Source organism: Streptomyces sp. NPDC047880 (genome assembly GCF_040706515.1).
GTDB lineage: Bacteria > Actinomycetota > Actinomycetes > Streptomycetales > Streptomycetaceae > Streptomyces.
On record NZ_JBEZOK010000010.1, the window covers coordinates 47,136 to 65,355 of the forward strand.

General features: G+C 71.7%; 17 protein-coding genes. 4 read left to right on the forward strand and 13 right to left on the reverse strand.

The window, feature by feature from the left end:
• Nucleotides 1–75 precede the first annotated feature (75 nt).
• Entirely contained in the window at nucleotides 76–435 is a 360-nt protein-coding gene (locus AB0937_RS17320) for a MerR family transcriptional regulator (RefSeq protein ID WP_366712599.1), read from the reverse strand.
• 53 nt (nucleotides 436–488) lie between these two features.
• Here AB0937_RS17320 and AB0937_RS17325 point away from each other — a divergent pair, with 53 nt between their 5' ends.
• The gene (locus tag AB0937_RS17325; protein WP_366712600.1) at nucleotides 489–1,631 is read left to right on the forward strand and encodes an alkene reductase; all 1,143 of its coding nucleotides are present in this window, start codon (nucleotides 489–491) and stop codon (nucleotides 1,629–1,631) included.
• Here AB0937_RS17325 and AB0937_RS17330 read toward each other — a convergent pair.
• From AB0937_RS17330 to AB0937_RS17340, 3 genes are read right to left on the reverse strand one after another with little or no spacing between them, the layout of a single operon-like run.
• Nucleotides 1,571–2,758 (reverse strand): dipeptidase, encoded by a 1,188-nt coding sequence (locus tag AB0937_RS17330; protein ID WP_366712601.1) that lies wholly within the window; start codon nucleotides 2,756–2,758, stop codon nucleotides 1,571–1,573. The genes AB0937_RS17325 and AB0937_RS17330 overlap by 61 nt on opposite strands.
• Before the next feature lie 4 nt (nucleotides 2,759–2,762).
• Nucleotides 2,763–3,290, reverse strand: coding sequence for a 5-(carboxyamino)imidazole ribonucleotide mutase (gene purE, locus AB0937_RS17335; protein ID WP_107092465.1), 528 nt, complete (start codon nucleotides 3,288–3,290; stop codon nucleotides 2,763–2,765).
• The gene (locus AB0937_RS17340) at nucleotides 3,287–4,462 is read right to left on the reverse strand and encodes a 5-(carboxyamino)imidazole ribonucleotide synthase (protein WP_366712602.1); all 1,176 of its coding nucleotides are present in this window, start codon (nucleotides 4,460–4,462) and stop codon (nucleotides 3,287–3,289) included. Before AB0937_RS17340 ends, purE begins: the two co-directional genes overlap by 4 nt.
• Before the next feature lie 163 nt (nucleotides 4,463–4,625).
• On the opposite strand from AB0937_RS17340, the gene AB0937_RS17345 reads away from it, so the two are divergent.
• Nucleotides 4,626–5,126: a GtrA family protein gene (locus AB0937_RS17345; RefSeq protein WP_366712603.1), complete on the forward strand. Its 501-nt coding sequence runs from the start codon at nucleotides 4,626–4,628 to the stop codon at nucleotides 5,124–5,126.
• A gap of 187 nt (nucleotides 5,127–5,313) precedes the next feature.
• On the opposite strand, the gene AB0937_RS17350 is transcribed toward AB0937_RS17345, so the two are convergent.
• Together AB0937_RS17350 and AB0937_RS17355 are read right to left on the reverse strand one after the other, a co-directional pair.
• A complete protein-coding gene (locus AB0937_RS17350) occupies nucleotides 5,314–6,591 on the reverse strand; it encodes an ATP-binding protein (RefSeq protein ID WP_366712605.1) in 1,278 nt (425 codons plus the stop codon).
• 28 nt (nucleotides 6,592–6,619) lie between these two features.
• On the reverse strand, nucleotides 6,620–7,297 hold the full coding sequence (locus tag AB0937_RS17355) for a response regulator transcription factor (protein ID WP_030844734.1): 678 nt from the start codon (nucleotides 7,295–7,297) through the stop codon (nucleotides 6,620–6,622).
• Between the two features lie 514 nt (nucleotides 7,298–7,811).
• On the opposite strand from AB0937_RS17355, the gene AB0937_RS17360 reads away from it, so the two are divergent.
• Nucleotides 7,812–9,350, forward strand: coding sequence for an oligopeptide:H+ symporter (locus AB0937_RS17360; protein WP_366712606.1), 1,539 nt, complete (start codon nucleotides 7,812–7,814; stop codon nucleotides 9,348–9,350).
• A gap of 179 nt (nucleotides 9,351–9,529) precedes the next feature.
• On the opposite strand, the gene AB0937_RS17365 is transcribed toward AB0937_RS17360, so the two are convergent.
• From AB0937_RS17365 to AB0937_RS17380, 4 genes are all read right to left on the reverse strand, one after another.
• Nucleotides 9,530–10,525, reverse strand: a complete 996-nt coding sequence (locus tag AB0937_RS17365; protein ID WP_366712608.1) for a hypothetical protein — start codon at nucleotides 10,523–10,525, stop codon at nucleotides 9,530–9,532.
• A gap of 162 nt (nucleotides 10,526–10,687) precedes the next feature.
• Complete coding sequence (locus tag AB0937_RS17370; RefSeq protein ID WP_366712609.1) at nucleotides 10,688–11,392, reverse strand: LPXTG cell wall anchor domain-containing protein; 705 nt, start codon at nucleotides 11,390–11,392, stop codon at nucleotides 10,688–10,690.
• 441 nt (nucleotides 11,393–11,833) lie between these two features.
• On the reverse strand, nucleotides 11,834–12,388 hold the full coding sequence (locus AB0937_RS17375) for an ATP-binding protein (RefSeq protein WP_366712611.1): 555 nt from the start codon (nucleotides 12,386–12,388) through the stop codon (nucleotides 11,834–11,836).
• A 243-nt stretch (nucleotides 12,389–12,631) separates the two neighbouring features.
• Nucleotides 12,632–13,009: an STAS domain-containing protein gene (locus AB0937_RS17380; RefSeq protein ID WP_366712612.1), complete on the reverse strand. Its 378-nt coding sequence runs from the start codon at nucleotides 13,007–13,009 to the stop codon at nucleotides 12,632–12,634.
• 239 nt (nucleotides 13,010–13,248) lie between these two features.
• Between AB0937_RS17380 and AB0937_RS17385 the strand changes: the two genes are divergently transcribed.
• Nucleotides 13,249–14,175 (forward strand): RNA polymerase sigma factor SigF, encoded by a 927-nt coding sequence (locus tag AB0937_RS17385; protein ID WP_366712613.1) that lies wholly within the window; start codon nucleotides 13,249–13,251, stop codon nucleotides 14,173–14,175.
• A 181-nt stretch (nucleotides 14,176–14,356) separates the two neighbouring features.
• Here the strand turns inward: AB0937_RS17385 and hutI are convergent, their stop codons facing one another.
• From hutI to AB0937_RS17400, 3 genes are read right to left on the reverse strand one after another with little or no spacing between them, the layout of a single operon-like run.
• On the reverse strand, nucleotides 14,357–15,652 hold the full coding sequence (hutI, locus tag AB0937_RS17390) for an imidazolonepropionase (RefSeq protein WP_366712615.1): 1,296 nt from the start codon (nucleotides 15,650–15,652) through the stop codon (nucleotides 14,357–14,359).
• Entirely contained in the window at nucleotides 15,649–17,001 is a 1,353-nt protein-coding gene (locus tag AB0937_RS17395; RefSeq protein WP_366712616.1) for a formimidoylglutamate deiminase, read from the reverse strand. Before AB0937_RS17395 ends, hutI begins: the two co-directional genes overlap by 4 nt.
• Nucleotides 16,992–18,194, reverse strand: coding sequence for an allantoate amidohydrolase (locus AB0937_RS17400; protein WP_366712838.1), 1,203 nt, complete (start codon nucleotides 18,192–18,194; stop codon nucleotides 16,992–16,994). The genes AB0937_RS17395 and AB0937_RS17400 overlap by 10 nt, the downstream gene beginning before the upstream one ends.
• Between the last annotated feature and the right edge of the window lie 26 nt (nucleotides 18,195–18,220).

Sequence of the window (18,220 nt, forward strand, 5' to 3'; positions counted from 1 at the left end):
GTCGCACGGAGCGGGGCGTGGTTCCTGGTGGGCGGGGCGTTCGGAGTACGGCGCGGGCCTCGCGGGCGGGTGCCCTCAGGACAGCCGGGCCGCGTCGATCACCTCGTCCAGGGTGTCCCGGGAACGGACCAGGTCGGCGATCATCCGGTCGATGCGGGCGCGCTCGGCGGTGAGGTCGGCGACCAGCTGCGGCGTGGCGACGACGGAGGGGCCGCCGTCGGTGTCCCGCATGCAGGGCAGCAACTGGACGATCTTCTCGCTGCACAGTCCCGCCGCGAACAGCTCCTGGATCCGGATGACCCGGTCCACGGCCGCCTCCGGGTACGCCCGGTGCCCGCCGGGGGTCCGCTCGGCGGAGAGCATGCCCTGCTTCTCGTAGTAGCGCAGCGAGCGTTCGCTGACGCCCGTGCGCCGGGCCAGTTCACCGATCCGCACGTGCCACCCCCGGACTTGATCCTGACATGAGTGTCAGGTTCTAGCGTACGGGCATGACGCAGCACACGACAGCACTCTTCGAACCGGCTCGTCTCCCCGGGCTGGACCTGCCCAGCCGTCTGGTGATGGCCCCGTTGACCCGCAACCGCGCCGGCGCGGACGGCACCCCGACCCCGCTCATGGCCGAGTACTACGCCCAGCGCGCCTCGGCCGGGCTGATCATCGCCGAGGCCTCGACACCGAACGCGGTCGGTCAGACGTACCCCGGCATCGCCGCCATCCACACTCCGGCCCATGTGGCCGGCTGGCGGCAGGTCACGGACGCCGTGCGGGACGCGGGCGGGCGAATGTTCCTCCAGCTCCAGCACGGCGGCCGGGTCGGCCACCCCGCGACCAGCGGGCTCACGCCGCTGGCGCCCTCGCCCGTCCCGCTGCCCGAGACGATCCACACCCCGCAGGGGCGGCTGCCGGCCGTCGTCCCCCGGGAGATGACCGGTGAGGACATCCGCACCACCGTCGCCGACTTCGCGAGGGCCGCCCGCAACGCGATCGACGCCGGGTTCGAGGGCGTCGAGGTGCACTCCGCCAACGGCCATCTGCTGCACCAGTTCCTGGCCCGCAACACCAATCTCCGCACCGACGGCTACGGCGGTTCCGTCGCCGCCCGGATCCGGTTCACGGCCGAGGTGACCGAGGCCGTGGCCGCCGAGATCGGGGCCGGGCGGACGGGGCTGCGGGTCTCCCCCGGCAACACGGTCAACGGCATCGAAGAGGGCGAGACGGAGGAGCTCTACCCGGTGCTCGCCGAGCGGCTGGGCGGGCTGGGGCTCGCGTATCTGCACCTGGTGCGCTCCGATCCGGACACCGAGGTGTTCCGTTCGGTGCGAGCAGCCTGGCCGGGCGTGCTCATCGGCAACCCGGTGCTGAGCGAGTTCACCACGTGGGAGGTGCGCCGGGCGTCCGAGGCGCTGCTGGCCGCCGGTGCGGATCTGATCGCGCTCGGCCGGCCCTTCCTCGCCAACCCCGACCTGGTGGCGCGGCTGCGGCTCGGGGCGCCGCTCAACGCGATGCGCGACCGGTACTTCATGTACGTGGGCGGGGCGACCGGCTACACCGACTACCCCGCCCTCGACGATCAGCCGGCGGACGCGTCCAGCGACTCGATCGTGGCGTTGGACGGCGGCCGCGTCGCCTGAAGACCCCGGGCGACATCCTCCGCCGCGTCCAGCACCCGGACCGCGTTCTTCCAGGTCAGCTTGGCCAGGTCGGCCTTGGACCAGCCGCGCTCGAGCAGTTCCGCGAGGAGGTTGGGGTAGCCGGAGACGTCCGCGAGGCCGTCGGGGGTGAAGGCCGTGCCGTCGTAGTCGCCGCCGATGCCGAGGTGGTCGATGCCGGCCGCCTCGCGCATGTGGTCCAGGTGGTCGGCGACCGTCGACACCGTCGCGACCGGCCGCGGGTGCCGCTCCTCGAAGGCGCGGTGGACCTTCATGGCCTGTGCGGTGGTGTCGAGGTGGTGGAAGCCGTGGGCGCGCATGTTCTCGTCGGCCGCAGCCGTCCAGTCCACGGCCGCCTGGAGCACGAACTTCGGCACGAACGTCACCATCGCCATGCCGCCGTTGGCGGGCAGCCGCTCCAGGACGTCGTCGGGGACGTTGCGCGGGTGGTCGCACACGGCCCGGGCGGAGGAGTGGGAGAAGATCACCGGGGCGGAGCTCGCGTCGAGCGCGTCCCGCATGGTCGTCGCCGCCACGTGGGAGAGGTCGACGAGCATGCCGAGCCGGTTCATCTCCCGGACGACCTCGCGGCCGAACGCGGTCAGTCCACCGGCCTTCGGCTCGTCGGTCGCGGAGTCCGCCCAGTCGACGTTGTCGTTGTGGGTGAGCGTGAGGTACCGCACGCCGAGCCCGTACAGGCCGCGCAGGGTGCCCAGGGAGTTGGCGATGGAGTGGCCGCCCTCCGCCCCCATGAGGGAGGCGATACGGCCCTCCCCGCGCGCGGCCTCCATGTCGGCGGCGGTGAGCGCGGGGCGCAGGTCCTCGGCGTGACGGGTCAGCAACTGCCGTACGCAGTCGATCTGTTCGAGGGTGGCGGCGACCGGATCGGGCGAGTCCGTGCGGACGTACACCGACCAGTACTGCGCGCCGACCCCGCCCGCGCGCAGCCGGGGGATGTCGGTGTGCAGATGGGCGCTCTGGTCGGCGGCGATGTCGCGGGCGTCGAGGTCGTAGCGGACCTGTTCGCGCAGCGCCCAGGGCAGGTCGTTGTGGCCGTCGACGACCGGGAACTCACGCAGGAGTTCCCGGGCCGCCTCCTGGGACGTCACGCCGTCACTTCCCCGCGCCGAAGCCGAAGCCGCCCGCACCCTCGACCTTGGAACGCAGGCGCTTGCCCTTCTCGGTGGCCTGGTCGTTCAGCTCCTGCTGGAAGTCGCGCATCCGGCCGCGCAGCTCCTCGTCGTGCGCGGCGAGGATGCGGGCCGCCAGCAGCCCGGCGTTGCGGGCGCCGGCGACGGAGACCGTGGCGACCGGGACACCCGCAGGCATCTGCACGATCGACAGGAGGCTGTCCATGCCGTCGAGGTACTTCAGCGGCACGGGTACGCCGATGACCGGCAGCGGGGTCACCGAGGCGAGCATGCCGGGCAGGTGGGCGGCGCCGCCCGCCCCGGCGATGATCACTTTGAGCCCGCGGGCGTCGGCCTGCTCGCCGTAGGCGACCATCTCGCGCGGCATGCGGTGCGCGGAGACGACGTCGACCTCGTAGGCGATCTCGAACTCGTCGAGGGCCTTGGCGGCGGCCTCCATGACGGGCCAGTCGGAGTCCGACCCCATGACGATGCCAACAACAGGGCTCATTCGGTGATGGTGCCTCTCAGGTAGCCGGCTGCGTGACGGGCGCGCTCCAGCACGTCGTCCAGGTCGTCGCCGTAGGTGTTGACGTGTCCGACCTTGCGGCCGGGCTTCACGTCCTTGCCGTACATGTGGATCTTGAGCTGGGGGTCGCGGGCCATGCAGTGCAGGTACGCGGAGTACATGTCCGGGTAGTCGCCGCCGAGGACGTTGACCATGACGGTCCACGGGGCGCGCGGGCGCGGGTCGCCGAGCGGGAGGTCCAGGACGGCCCGGACGTGGTTGGCGAACTGGCTGGTGACGGCGCCGTCCATCGACCAGTGGCCGCTGTTGTGCGGGCGCATCGCGAGCTCGTTGACGAGGATCCGCCCGTCGCGGGTCTGGAACAGCTCGACGGCGAGGTGCCCGACGACGCCGAGCTCCTTGGCGATGTTCAGCGCCATCCCGGAGGCCTCCAGGGCGAGGGCCTCGTCGAGGTCGGGCGCCGGGGCGACGACCGTGTCGCAGACGCCGTTGACCTGGCGGGACTCCACGACCGGGTAGGCCACGGCCTGGCCGTGCGGGGAGCGGACCACGTTGGCGGCGAGCTCGCGCAGGAAGTCGACCTTCTCCTCGGCGAGCACGGGGACACCGGCCTTGAAGGGGTCGGCGGCCTCCTCGACGGAGTCGACGACCCACACACCCTTGCCGTCGTAGCCGCCGCGGACGGTCTTGAGGACGACCGGGAATCCCCCACTCTCGGCTTCGCTCGAGCGGGAGGTGCCCCCACCGCCCTCGGCCGCGAAGGCGGCCACGTCCTGCGGATCGGACACGATCCTGTGCCGGGGGCAGGGCACGCCGATCGCGTCGAGCTTCGCGCGCATCACCCCCTTGTCCTGGGCGTGCACGAGCGCGTCCGGGCCGGGGCGGACGGGGATACCGTCCGCCTCCAGGGCCCTGAGGTGCTCGGTGGGCACGTGTTCGTGATCGAAGGTGATCACATCGCACCCCCGGGCGAACTCGCGCAACGTGTCGAGGTCGCGATAGTCGCCGATGACGACATCGCTCACGACCTGCGCAGCGGAGTCCTGCGGGGTGTCACTGAGGAGCTTGAACCTGATGCCCAGCGGGATGCCCGCCTCGTGTGTCATACGAGCGAGCTGGCCACCGCCGACCATGCCGACTACCGGGAACGTCACGCCCCCAGGGTATCGGCCGCGCCAGGGTGGCCGGTTTCCTGTCCCTCACCCGCACCGCCCGGACCATCTCCGGCCGTCCACCGGTATCCGCAGGAAGATCGCGCGGGCGGGTGGTTAGCATGGCTGGATCGACGCCGACGAACGGACGGGGGCCTGCACGACCATGGGACATGGTGCCTCCCGGCTCCGACGGGTCGTACGCGAAGTCGCCAAGTTCGGCGCGGTGGGCGGTGCCGGGGTGCTGGTCAACCTCGCCGTGTTCAACCTCGTACGCCACACCACCGACCTCCAGGTGGTCCGCGCGAGCGTCATCGCGACGGTCGTCGCGATCGTCTTCAACTACGTCGGCTTCCGCTACTTCACCTACCGCGACCGCGACAAGAGCCGCCGTACGCGTGAGATGACTCTCTTCCTGCTGTTCAGCGCGATCGGCCTGGTCATCGAGAACGGCGTCCTGTACACGGCCACGTACGGCTTCGGCTGGGACACCCCGCTCCAGAACAACGTCTTCAAGTTCCTGGGCATCGGCATCGCGACCCTGTTCCGCTTCTGGTCCTACCGCTCCTGGGTCTTCCGCGCGCTGCCCGCCCGCGAGCCCGCGCCGGACCCGGTCCCGCGGACCGGGCCCGCCGGCCTCCCGAAGCCCAAGCAGCAGGTGCCGTGACCCACGCGGCGCGGCCCGCGACCTAGTGCCGCGGCAGGCAACGTTCGCCCCGTCGCGACGCCCGGCACCCCCTCTCGCCGCACCGGCCGAAAGCACGGGTACACCCCGTACGAGGGCTTCCGGCCGGCACGCCGAGAGCACACACCGGACGCCACTCCTTCACGGGCAAACGTTGCCCGCCGCGGCACTAGCGGACCGTCGGCTCCTCGTCGTCGTCCGCGGGCTTCTGCAGCGGGGTGCGGGACAGGAACAGGCCGAAGACGGGGGGCTTGGTCTGGAGCATCTCCAGGCGGCCGCCGTCGGCCTCGGCGAGGTCGCGGGCGACCGCCAGGCCGATGCCCGTGGAGTTGCGGCCGCTGATCGCCCGCTCGAAGATCCTGGCGCCGAGGTCGGCGGGGATGCCGGGGCCCTCGTCCGTGACCTCGATGACGGCCTGGTTGCCGGTGACGCGGGTGCGCAGGGCCACCGTGCCGCCGCCGTGCATGAGGGAGTTCTCGATCAGCGCGGCCAGGACCTGCGCGACCGCGCCGGGCGTGCCCACCGCCCGCAGATGCCGTTTGCCGGAGCTGACGATCGCCCGCCCCGCGCTGCGGTACGCCGGCCGCCACTCCGCGAGCTGCTGCTGGATGACCTCGTCGAGGTCGAAGGAGACGGCGGAGCCGGTGCGCGGATCGCGGGAGTTCGTCAGCAGCCGCTCCACGACGTCCGTGAGCCGCTCGACCTGCGTCAGCGCGATCGTCGCCTCCTCCTTCACCGTGTCCAAGTCGTCGGTGAGGGTGATCTCCTCCAGCCGCATCGACAGCGCCGTGAGCGGCGTGCGCAGCTGGTGGGAGGCGTCCGCGGCCAGCCGGCGCTCCGCGGTCAGCATGCGGGCGATGCGCTCGGCGGAGCCGTCCAGCACGTCCGCCACCCGGTCCAGCTCGGGCACCCCGTACCGCTTGTGCCGTGGCCGCGGGTCGCCCGAGCCGAGCCGCTCGGCCGTCTCCGCGAGGTCGGTCAGCGGGGACGCCAGCCGGTTCGCCTGGCGGACGGCCAGCAGGACCGCGGCCACCACCGCCAGCAGCGCGACCAGCGCGATGATCAGCAGCGTCCGGCCGACCTCACGGGTGACCGAGGAGCGCGGTTCCTGGACGGTGACCGTCTCGCCCTCCTCGCCGGGCGCGGTGGCGCTGATGACGTCACCGTCCGGCCTGTCGCCGATCTCGATGGGCGCCTCGCCGGGGATGCGGATCACCGCGTAGTACCGGTCCTGCGTGACCTGCTCGCGCAGCACCTGAGCGTCGACCTGCTGCGCCCCGAAGAGCCGGCTGTCGACGATGCTCGCGAGCCGGACCGACTCGGACTCCACCCGCTCCTGGGCGCTGTTGCTGATGGTCCGGGTCTCCACGATGACCAGGGAGACGCCGAAGACGGCGATCACGACGAGCACCACGGCGAGCGTGGACTGGATCAGTCGGCGACGCATGTCCTGTTACCCGAGCCCGCCTCGCGGCTCAGCTCTTCTCGAAACGGAAACCCACACCGCGCACGGTGGCGATGTAGCGGGGGTTGGCCGCGTCGTCGCCGAGCTTCTTGCGCAGCCAGGAGATGTGCATGTCGAGGGTCTTGGTCGACGACCACCACGTCGTGTCCCAGACCTCGCGCATCAGCTGGTCGCGGGTGACGACCCGGCCCGCGTCGCGCACCAGCACCCGCAGCAGGTCGAACTCCTTGGCGGTGAGCTGGAGCTCCTCCTCGCCCATCCAGGCGCGGTGCGACTCGACGTCGATGCGCACGCCGTGCGTGGCGGGCGGCTGCTGCGGCTCGGAGGCGCCGCGCCGGAGCAGTGCCCGCACGCGCGCGAGCAGTTCGGCGAGCCGGAACGGCTTGGTGACGTAGTCGTCGGCGCCCGCGTCGAGCCCGACGACGGTGTCCACCTCGTCGGCGCGCGCGGTCAGGATGAGGATGGGGATGGCGTGGCCTTCGCCCCGCAGGCGGCGGGCCACCTCCAGACCGTCCATGCCGGGCAGCCCGAGGTCGAGCACGACCAGGTCGACGCCCCCCTGCAGTCCGGCGTCGAGAGCGGTGGGTCCGTCCTCACGGACCTCGACCTCGTAGCCCTCCCGGCGCAGAGCACGGGCCAGCGGCTCCGAGATGGACGCATCGTCCTCGGCGAGCAGTACACGGGTCATGAGGTGATGGTAGACCTGCGGCGCCCTGAGCTGGGGTGTGACCGGAATCCTTGATTCTTACCGTCGGCATACGCGGCTCTTACGTGTCAGAGGTATGCGTACATACCTCTGCCTGTGGGGTGGGATCCTGGCAAGGACCTTGGAAACGGTCGTGCGGTTCCGTCGAAACCTGTGATCCGTGTCTCAAGTCCTTTCATATGGGGCGGTGTCCTGCCGTATGGTGAATCAACGCCTGTAGCACCACGGCGACCTTCGGAGGCTGTCTGCCCTGGAGGTCTCTTTTGTGTGCGGCCGGTTCCCGCCGGCCCCCGATGTGTAACGACCTGTGGCCGGGCCTCATGCGTGCGGCGACGCGCGTAGAGGCGTGGATCCCGGTGGCGACCGCCCACCGCTCCGTGACCCGGAGCGAACCCCGTAGGCGTCGGACGGACGGCCGTACCCGCCGGTGCCGGCAACCCCCACCGGGCGCACCACCGCTGCATGCGGGGCGCGTCCCGAGCAGCAAGGAACGACCATGGCGTCCAGCCTGACGAAGGACTCGGCCCGACCGGGCACCCCCGGTTCCGAGAAGACCTTCTTCGGCCACCCCCGCGGACTGGCCACTCTGTTCATGACCGAGATGTGGGAGCGCTTCAGCTTCTACGGCATGCGGGCCCTGCTCGTCGTGTATTTGCTCTCCGGCGGTCCGGACGCCAAGAAGGGCAGCATGGGCGGCGGTCTGGGCATGGACCTCGCCACGACGACGGCGATCTACTCGGTCTACCTGTCGATGGTGTACCTGCTCGCCATGCCCGGCGGCTGGCTCGGCGACCGGGTCTGGGGACCGCGCAAGACGGTGGCGATCGCGGCCGTGACGATCATGGCGGGCCACCTGGTGCTGGCCCTGCCCGGCGGCCAGGCGCCGTTCTTCGCCGGTCTGGCGCTGGTGGCCCTGGGCTCGGGCCTGCTGAAGGCCAACGTCTCCACGATGGTCGGCCACCTCTACGACGGCCCGGACGACCCGCGTCGTGACGGCGGCTTCACGATCTTCTACATGGGCATCAACATGGGTGCCTTCTTCGCGCCGCTGATCATCGGCACCGTCGGCCAGCAGGTGAGCTGGCACCTCGGCTTCGGTCTCGCCGCGGTCGGCATGGGCATCGGTCTCGCCGCCTTCCTCATCGGCACCCGCCACCTGAGCCCGCAGAGCAACGTCGTGCCCAAGCCGCTGGCGGCCGAGGAGCGCACGTCCTGGCTGCGCAAGGGCCTGCTGTGGCTGATCGTCGCGACCGTCTTCTACGGCGTCGTCGGTTTCACCGGCCACTTCACCCTGAACTGGGCGATGATCCCGCTGACGGTCATCGGCCTGGTCATCCCGGCCGGTGTGCTGATCCGCATCAAGCGGGACAAGGAGCTCAGCACGGTCGAGCAGTCGAAGATGACCGGCTACATCTGGTTCTTCGTCGCGGCCGCCGCGTTCTGGATGATCTACGACCAGGGCGGTTCCACGGTCCAGGCGTTCGGTGAGACGAAGGCCTCCGGCTCGCTGCTCGGCTTCGACTTCCCGTCCTCCTGGTACCAGTCGCTGAACCCGGTCTTCATCATGGCGCTGGCCCCGGTCTTCGCCTGGTTCTGGCTGTGGCTGAACCGCAAGGGCAAGGAGCCGAGCACCGTCGCCAAGTTCGCCGCGGCGCTGTTCTTCATCGGTGTCTCGTTCTTCTTCTTCCTGCTCCCGCTGGGCATGGCCGGCGGTGACACGCTGGTCAGCCCGATGTGGCTGGTCGGCATCTACCTGATCCAGACCGTCGGTGAGCTGTGCCTCTCCCCGGTCGGCCTGTCCGTGACGACGAAGATGGCCCCGGCCAAGTACGCCAGCCAGATGATGGGCGTCTGGTTCCTCGCGGTCACGGCGGGCGACTCGGTGACGGGTCTGCTCTCCAACCCGGCCGTCGGCGGCGTGGACCTGAGCGGCACCGGTGCGGTCGCCGCGGAGGCGGTGCTCGCCGTGCTCGCCGGTCTCGCGGTGTACATGTACCGCAGGAAGGTCAAGTCCCTGATGGGCGACGTCCACTGAGCACGGTCGCCTGACGCCGAAGGAGACCTCCTCCGGGACAAGGGCCGTCACACCTCCGGGTGCGGCGGCCCTTTCTCATGTCCCTTTCTCATGTCCCTTTCTCATGTCCCGGTCTCATGTCCCGGTCTCATGTACCGGTCTCATGTACCGGTCTCATGTACCGGTCTCATGTACCGGTCTCATGTACCGGTGGATCTCGGAGGGTCGCCGTCCGGGGCGAACCAGGGAGTGCCGGAGGCCCGGCGGGCAGGGGGCAGCGGCAGGCGCCGGGCCGGGCGCGCCGCGTGGCCGGGACGGCGGGGCCGCAGGTGGTCGATCACGGCCAGCCCCGCGCGGAACAGCGCCGCCGGTACGACCAGCAGGACGAGGCCCCAGAACAGGGTCACGCCCCAGGGGCGGCCCACGCCCCAGGGGTGCTCGGCGAGCACCTTGCCGCCGTACTTCAGCGACACCGTGTAGTCGCCGTGCGCCCCGGCCCCGAGCTCCACGGGCAGCTCGATGCGGGCCTTGCCGCCGGGCCGGATCGTGCCGCGCCAACGCTGGTCCTGCCACTCGGGGGCGTACACGCCGTGCGCGGTGCCGACCTGGAAGACCGGGTTCCGCACCGGGGACGTGCCGACGTTGCCGACGGTGACCACGAGGGTCCGGGCGGGCGGGGAGCCGAACCAGGTGAGCGGACCGCCGGAGCCGCGCAGCCGGGTGTCCGCGAGCAGGGACAGCCGTCCGCCGGCCGCCTCCGCCGGCAGCGGCTCGACCGCGTGCCCGGCGACCCGGAGGGCCGCGTCGGCTTCGGCCTCGGCTCCCGTCACGGTCGCCACGTGCACCACGCAGGGGCACGGCACGGGCGGCTCCACGACGGGCAGTTCACGGCGGAAACGCCCGTCGGCGCCGGTGGTGACGGCCCGGCCGTCGGCGTTGGCGCAGGAGTTGGTGCCGCCGGTCACCCCCCGCTTCGGCTCGGCCTGCCCGCACACGAGCAGCGTCAGCAGGGCCCGGGGCCGCCAGCCGCTGCCGCGGACGATGACCGAACCGCCCGTGCCCGCCTGGGTCTTGGACAGCTCGACGACGGGCCGGTCCACGGCCCCGGCGGGCCCGGAACCCCCGAGGACCAGCAGCAGCGCCAGCAGAACCGGCAGTGGGAGATGGAGATACGGAACACGGACGGCGAGCGGCATGGGCGGCTCCAGCGGTCGTTCGCTCGGGGATGCACCTGCCAGGAGAGGGTCCTGTGACGGCTCCGGCAGGCGCGCACCCGGCACTACACCTGCCAGGAGGAGCACTCCAGCGACGGCTCCGGCGGTCGTGTACCTGGCGGTGCCGCCGGAGGGGCGCTCCTGTCAATGGCCTGCCTGAGTCCCCCGGTGACGTCGGGTCAGCCACAGGGTGCCCGCCGCACCGGTGAGCAGGACCGTGCCGCCGAGGGTGCCGAGGGCGATGGCCGAGTCCTCGGGGCCGGTCTGCGGAAGCCCGGCGCCGGTGTCCGCGCCGGAGCCGCCGCCCTGGGCGGATCCCGGGGCGCCGCCGCCGCTCGCGGCCGTGACGTCGAGCGTGCGGGACGGGCCCGGGTCGTTCGTCGGGGTGCAGGTGGTCGTCGTGCCGAGCGCCTTGATGGTGAGCACACCGGCCGTGAAGGTGACCTTGCCGCTCTTCTTGGGCATGTACGTGCCGCTCAGATCGCTGATCTTGATGGGCGTGTTGGCCGGGATCGCGGCGTCGTTGGCCGGGCCGGTCACCGAGAGGGTGCCGCTGTCGGCGCCGCCGAGGGCGATGGTGGCGCTCGGGGTCATCGCGCCCTTGCCCAGTTCGACCGGGCTGGAGGAGACGCCCTTCTGCCAGGACATGGTGATCCGGTAGCCGTCGCCGCGCTCGACGCTCTTGATGTCGATGGGAGAGACGGCACTCTTGTCGCCGATCGGCGTCTTGCACTGGTAGTTCACGTCGACGACCTCGGCCCGGGCGACGGGGGCGGCCATCCACACCGCCGCCGAGCCGGCCAGGGCCGCGGCGGACGCGAGCGCGGCGGTTCGTTTCCGGTACGACACGGTGGCGCTCCCCTTCCTTTTCCTGACGGCGTATCAGATAGGGCCGTCAAGGTACGCCCGGGGCCTTGAGGAAGGAAGAGACGGCGCACGCCGGATCTGTGCGGATCCGGCGTGTGGTGCGTGACGCATGGGGGGGGGTTGTGCGGCGGAAGCCGGGCTGGGGCCGTCGCCGGAGGCGCGCGGCGGAATACCAAGGAGGGGCACCCGTTCGGATGCCCCCGGAGACCTGCGCGGACCGGACCGGACACCCACCCGGCCAGGTGCGCCGAAATCCGGCCGATGCGGCGGAATCAAGCCCGTGTGCCGAGATCCGGCGGACACATCGAGATCGGACCGGTACGCCAAGATCGACCGGTACGCCAGGATGGGACCGGTACGGGATCACGGGTGCACCGGACGGGGATCAGGCGGGCTGCCCCGACCGAACACAGCCCCCCGGAATCACGCAGGCGCACCCAGTTCCGCCCACACCGTCTTGCCCGAGAGCCCCGGCGTGCGGACGACGCCCCAGTCCAGGCACAGCCGCTGGACGATGAACATGCCATGGCCACCCGGGCGCCCCGCGCGGTGCGGGGTGCGGGGTGCCGGCTGTCCGGTGCCCCGGTCGGCGACCTCGACACGGATGACCTTGTTGTCGCAGCTGATCCGCAACTGGTCAGGCCCCCCGGCATGCAGACAGGCGTTGGTGACCAGCTCGGAGACGACCAGCAGCACGTCCTCGGCGGCGGCCCGCTGGTCGGCGGAGGCGGCCGGCAGCCAGCCCCACGCGTACAGCGCCTGGCGGGTGAAGTCGCGGGCCAGCGGAACGACGCCGCTCTCGTCGTCGAAGCTCAGCCGGCGCACCTGCGGGCCCCCCGGCGGCGCCGCGGCCCCGGACGGCGCTCCCGCACCCTCGCCGGCCGTGCCGGCCGCCGCCACGCCACCCTCGGACGCCCCGGAAGCGCCGCCGGGCTCCGGCCCGCGGTCGCCCGGCGGGTAAGGCCGGGTGGTGCTCATCAGCGCTTCACCTCACCGATTCGCCAGTTCACGATTCAAAGAAATCACTACACCGTCCGTCACGCAGTGCGCGGCACGTCGGTCTCGCGGCACCCCTGCCACCGCGGCGTCCGACAGGTTCAGGATGTCTCCTGCCCTGGGGGACGGGGTGAACACCCATGCATTCCGCACGAAAGACGTGACGGAGCCGCGATACCGGTCACAGAGGGATCGCCGAGGCACCACGCGCCGACGCACCGCCGGTCAGCCCGACTCGTCGGACAGGGCCGCCTCGAGCGAATCATGGACGCTGAAGACCGCATCCGCACCCGTGATCTCGAACACGCGCGCCACCACCGGCTGCATACCGGCGAGGGCGACACCGCCACCGGCGGCCTCCGCCTTCAGCCGCGCCCCGAGGAGCACGTTGAGTCCCGTGGAGTCGCAGAACTCCAGGCGCGCGCAATCGATGACCAGGCGCTTGAATCCCTTGGCGAGGCAGTCCTCGAGTGGCTCACGCAACAGATCGGCGGTGTGGTGATCCAACTCACCCGCCGGGGTCACGACGGCACTAGAGCCCTCTTCCCGCACCTCCACCAGAAGCCGGCCAGACTGTGCGCTGCCGACCGTCCCGCGGTCCATGCCGTCTCTCTCTCCTGACGTCGAGGCTGGTTGCTGACGCCCTCGAACACTACGCCTTCCCCGCACGGTCCGACACCCGAACAACTACACACAAACGGACATATGCCCACAGAACGCACTTGCGGTGGGCTCGGGAAAGCGGGTAGGCCTAGTAAGGACACGTACCCGACACGGCCGGCTTTGGAGGCGCCGCACACCGCAGTGCACCTAACGGCTCCGGCAGCCATATGCCGAGAACGATGGAGGACATCATGTCACCCCGGCTCGACGGATCGCGTACCCACAAAGCGACGTCGACACCCCTTCCGGAACATCTGGATCCCATCGAGCAGGACGAGATGCTCGTCACACAGGACGGCACTCTCGCCGGACTTCCGGACATCCCCCCGTACGAGGAAGTCGACGCGGTCGACGCCCGGGCCCTGTCCAGGACCCTCTTCGAGCGTCTGGAGACGCTGGAGGAAGGCACTCACGAGTACTCGTACGTCCGCAACACGCTCGTCGAACTGAACCTCGCGCTGGTCAAGTTCGCCGCGTCCCGGTTCCGCTCCCGCAGCGAGCCGATGGAGGACATCATCCAGGTCGGCACCATCGGCCTGATCAAGGCGATCGACCGTTTCGAGCTGTCCCGCGGTGTGGAGTTCCCCACGTTCGCGATGCCGACCATCATCGGCGAGATCAAGCGCTTCTTCCGCGACACCTCGTGGTCCGTGCGCGTTCCGCGGCGGCTCCAGGAGCTGCGGCTCGACCTGGCCAAGGCCGGGGACGAACTGGCCCAGAAGCTCGACCGCGCCCCCACGGTGGCCGAGCTGGCGGAGCGTCTCGGGATCTCCAACGACGAGGTCGTCGAGGGCATGGCCGCGTCGAACGCCTACACCGCCTCCTCGCTGGACGCCCAGCCGGAGGAGGACGACTCCGAGGGCGCGCTCGCGGACCGCATCGGCTACGAGGACCACGGGCTCGAAGGCATCGAGTACGTCGAGTCGTTGAAGCCGCTGATCGCGGAACTCCCGCCGCGCGACCGGAAGATCCTGTCCCTGCGGTTCGTCGCGGGCATGACCCAGTCGGAGATCGGCGAGGAGCTCGGCATCTCGCAGATGCACGTCTCGCGGCTGCTGTCGCGGACGCTGGTGCGGCTGCGCAAGGGGCTGACCGTCGAGGAGTGATCCTCGACCCGGGTGAACGTGTCCTTCGGGGGCGGGCCGGACGGCCCGCCCCCGGGCGCGTGCACCAGTGGCCTCCGACGGCCCTTCAGGTGCCGAGGACCAGCACCGCCGTGGGGAGGAGCGGGGCCGGGCTCAGCAGCCAGCTCCCCCGACGCGGCACCTCATTCTCACCGGACGGTGATCACACCACGCGCACTCCGCGCCGCCACACCCCGCTGACCAGGGGGACGCCGGGCCGGTAGGCCAGGTGGACGTGGCTCGGCGCGTCGAGGAGCGTCAGGTCCGCGTACGCGCCCGGGGTGAGGCGTCCGACGTCGTCCCGCCGGAGGGCCGCGGCCCCGCCCGCCGTGGCGGACCACACGGCCTCGTCGGGGGTCATCCCCATGTCCCGTACCGCCAGGGCGACGCAGAACGGGACGGACGAGGTGAAGGACGAGCCGGGGTTGCAGTCCGTGGACAGTGCGACCGTGACGCCCGCGTCCAGCAGCCGCCGCGCGTCCGGCCATGCGGCCCGCGTGGAGAACTCGGCGCCGGGCAGCAGGGTGGCGACCGTTCGGCCGCCGGCCAGGGCGTCCACGTCCGCGTCCGTCAGGTGGGTGCAGTGGTCGGCGCTGGCCGCGTCGAGCTCGACCGCGAGCTGCACGCCGGGGCCGTAGGACAGCTGGTTGGCGTGGATGCGGGGGTGCAGGCCCTTTGCCTTGCCGGCGGTGAGGATCGCGCGGGCCTGGTCGCCGTCGAAGGCGCCCTTCTCGCAGAAGACGTCGATCCAGCGGGCGTGCGGGGCGCAGGCGTCGAGCATCTCGCCGGTGACGAGGGCGACGTAGGCCGCCGGGTCCTCGGCGTGGTCCGGCGGGACGATGTGGGCGCCGAGGTAGGTGACCTCGTCGGTGTGGGCGGCGGCGATACGCAGGGCGCGGGCCTCGTCCTCCACGGTCAGGCCGTAGCCGGACTTGGTCTCGAAGGTCGTGGTGCCCTGGCGGAGGGCTTCGGCGAGGTAACGGGTGACGTTGGCCTCGAGTTCCTCGTCGCTCGCCGCCCGGGTGGCCGCGACGGTGGTGCGGATGCCGCCCGCGCTGTAGGGCCGCCCGGACATACGGGCGTTGAACTCCTGTGTCCGGTCGCCCGCGAAGACGAGGTGGGAGTGGGAGTCCACGAAGCCGGGCAGGACCGCCCGGCCTTCCGCGTCGACCCGATTGTCAGTGGCGGGTGCTTTGCTTTGATCACCGGTCCACACGACGCGGTCGCCTTCGATGACGACGGCCGCGTCCTGGACCAGTCCGAGGGGGGATCCGTCACCGAGGGAGGGGTCATTGGTGACCAGGCTGGCGATGTTCGTGATGAGCGTGCTTGCGGTGCTCGCGGAGTGGGCGGGGCTGACGGTCGTCGCGTTGCTCATGGCGTCCTTGGTGGCCTGGTCGGCGGTGGGGGCGGGTTCGGGGGCGGAGGCGGGCCGCGCGTGCGGCCGGCCCCCGGTCATCCGCGCAGGGCTTCGACGGCGTCCGCGAGGGCTCGCGGCACGTCCGGTACGAGGGAGTGGACCCCGTCCCGTACGACGTGCCGACCAGCCACGACCGTATGCGACACGTCTGCTGCCGACGCAGCGAATACGGCCGTCTCGGCCCCGAGCCGCGGAAGCGGCCCTGCCGTCCTGACCGAGTCGAGCGCGAGGGTGGTGAAGTCGGCGAGCGCGCCGGCCTCCAGGGCACCCGCCTCGTCCCAGCCGAGGGCCGCGTGGCCGTCCTCCGAGGCCGCCCGCAGGAGGGCCGCCGCCGTCCAGTGACCTCGGGTGCGGGTGCGCAGCCGCTCGTTCAGCTCCATCGCCCGGGCCTCTTCGAGCAGGTCGATCACGGCGTGGCTGTCGGAGCCGAGACTGAGCGGTGAGCCTTCGTTCTGCAGGGCGACGGCCGGACCGATGCCGTCCGCGAGGTCCCGTTCGGTGGTCGGGCACATGCAGGTGCCGGTGCCGCTGCCGCCGAGGAGGGAGATGTCCTCGGCGGTGAGGTGGGTGTTGTGGACACCGGTGGTGCGCGGTCCGAGGACGCCGTGCAGAGCGAGGAGCTGGGCCGGGGTGCAGCCGTGGATCTCCCGGCACGCCTCGTTCTCCGCGGTCTGTTCGGACAGGTGCACATGGAGGGGTGCCCGCCGCTCCTCGGCCCACCGCGCGACGGTCGCCAACTGGTCGGCGGGCACGGCCCGTACGGAGTGGATCGCCGCGCCGATCCGTGCGTGATCCCGTTCCTTGAGAAGTGAAGAGCGTGCGGCCCAGGCCTCGGCGTCCCCGTCGGAGAAGCGGAGCTGGTGGGTGGTGGGCGGTTGTCCGAAGCCGGAGGAGAGGTAGGCGGTGTCGAGGAGGGTGATGCGGATCCCGGCTTCGGCGGCGGCGGCGATCAGTGCCTCGCCCATGGCGTTGGGGTCGGCGTAGGGGGTGCCGCCGGGGGCGTGGTGGACGTAGTGGAACTCGCCGACCGCCGTGATGCCGGCCAGGGCCATCTCGGCGTACACCGCGCGGGCGAGGGCGTGGTAGCGGTCCGGGGTGAGGCGGGCGGCCGTGGCGTACATGACCTCGCGCCAGGTCCAGAAGGTGCCGGAGCCGACCTGGACGGTGCCGCGCAGGGCGCGGTGGAAGGCGTGGCTGTGGGCGTTGGCCAGGCCGGGCAGGGTGAGCCCGCGCAGGACCTCGGCGCCGGGGGGCGGGGCGGGGGTGCCGGTGCGGACGGCGGCGATGCGTCCGTCGGCGACTTCCAGGGCCACGCCCGGCTCGACGCGGGTGCCGAGCCAGGCGTGCTCGAGCCAGTACGTGCGCGGGGCTGCTGTCGTCACCTGCACGCCAGTCCTTCCAGTACGTCGGCGAGTGCGAGTACCCCGGCCACGCAGTCGTCCTCGCTCGCGGACTCGGACGGGGAGTGGGAGACGCCGGTGGGGTTGCGCACGAACAGCATGGCGGTCGGGATGCTCCCGGACAGGATTCCGGCGTCGTGGCCGGCGCCGGTGCCGAGGACGGGGACCCTGAGGCCGGTGTCGGTGCCGAGGATGCGGGCCAGTTCGTCGCGCAGGGCGTGGTCGAACTCGACGACGGGCGTGAAGGACTCACGGACGATGTCGAGGTCGACGCCGTGCGCGTCCGCGTAACTCCGGGCCGCCTTCTCGATACCGCCGACGACAGTGTCGAGGCTCGCCTGGTCCTCGGCACGGGAGTCGAGCCAGCCGCGCACCAGGGAGGGGATGGCGTTGACGCCGTTGGGCTCGACGGCGATCTTGCCGAAGGTGGCGACGGCCCCGGCGAGTTCGGCCTCGCACCGGGCGGCGAGGACGGTCTCGGCGTAGGACAGCATGGGGTCGTGCCGGTCGGCGAGCCGGGTGGTGCCGGCGTGGTTGGCCTCGCCGCGGAAGTCGAACCGCCAGCGGCCGTGCGGCCAGATGGAGCTGGCGATGCCGACCGCGTCGCCGGACAGGTCGAGGGCGCGGCCCTGCTCGACGTGCAGCTCGACGAAGGCGCCGATGCGGGCGAGCCGTTCGGGGTCCGGGCCGATGGCGTCCGGGTCGTATCCGGCCGCCTCCATGGCCCGGGGCAGCGTCACGCCGTCGCCGTCGGTGAGCCGGTGCGCCTGTTCGCGGGTGAGCTGCCCGGCGGTGAGCCGGGACCCGACGCAGGCGAGCCCGAACCGGGCGCCCTCCTCGTCACCGAAGTTCACGATGGCGAGGGGCCGGTCGAAGCGGACGCCCCTGCCGCGCAGCTCGTCCAGGGCGGCGAAGGCGGACACGACGCCGAGGGGGCCGTCGAAGGCGCCGCCGTCGGGCACGGAGTCCAGGTGCGACCCGGTGACGACGGCGTCGCCCTCGGCGGGGTCCCCGAGCCAGGCCCACTGGTTGCCGTTCCGGTCCAGCTCGTAGCGCAGCCCGCGGGCGGTGGCCTGGTCCTCGAACCAGGCGCGGCAGTCGCCGTCGACGCCGCTCCAGGCGAATCGGCGGTAGCCGCCGGAGTCGGGATGCCGGCCGAGGGGGAGCAGCTCGCGCCACATCTGGTGGAAGGAGCCGCCGGTGTCCT

Excerpts from the sequence above, each read along its gene's own strand:
- AB0937_RS17380 (WP_366712612.1), bottom strand. The coding sequence starts at position 13,009 with ATGGACCGCGGGACGGTCGGCAGCGCACAGTCTGGCCGGCTTCTGGTG.
- AB0937_RS17365 (WP_366712608.1), bottom strand. The coding sequence starts at position 10,525 with ATGCCGCTCGCCGTCCGTGTTCCGTATCTCCATCTCCCACTGCCGGTT.
- hutI (WP_366712615.1), bottom strand. The coding sequence starts at position 15,652 with ATGACCGGGGGCCGGCCGCACGCGCGGCCCGCCTCCGCCCCCGAACCC.
- AB0937_RS17360 (WP_366712606.1), top strand. The coding sequence starts at position 7,812 with ATGGCGTCCAGCCTGACGAAGGACTCGGCCCGACCGGGCACCCCCGGT.
- AB0937_RS17375 (WP_366712611.1), bottom strand. The coding sequence starts at position 12,388 with ATGAGCACCACCCGGCCTTACCCGCCGGGCGACCGCGGGCCGGAGCCC.
- AB0937_RS17325 (WP_366712600.1), top strand. The coding sequence starts at position 489 with ATGACGCAGCACACGACAGCACTCTTCGAACCGGCTCGTCTCCCCGGG.
- purE (WP_107092465.1), bottom strand. The coding sequence starts at position 3,290 with ATGAGCCCTGTTGTTGGCATCGTCATGGGGTCGGACTCCGACTGGCCC.
- AB0937_RS17400 (WP_366712838.1), bottom strand. The coding sequence starts at position 18,194 with ATGTGGCGCGAGCTGCTCCCCCTCGGCCGGCATCCCGACTCCGGCGGC.
- AB0937_RS17350 (WP_366712605.1), bottom strand. The coding sequence starts at position 6,591 with ATGCGTCGCCGACTGATCCAGTCCACGCTCGCCGTGGTGCTCGTCGTG.
- AB0937_RS17345 (WP_366712603.1), top strand. The coding sequence starts at position 4,626 with ATGGGACATGGTGCCTCCCGGCTCCGACGGGTCGTACGCGAAGTCGCC.
- AB0937_RS17355 (WP_030844734.1), bottom strand. The coding sequence starts at position 7,297 with ATGACCCGTGTACTGCTCGCCGAGGACGATGCGTCCATCTCGGAGCCG.
- AB0937_RS17385 (WP_366712613.1), top strand. The coding sequence starts at position 13,249 with ATGGAGGACATCATGTCACCCCGGCTCGACGGATCGCGTACCCACAAA.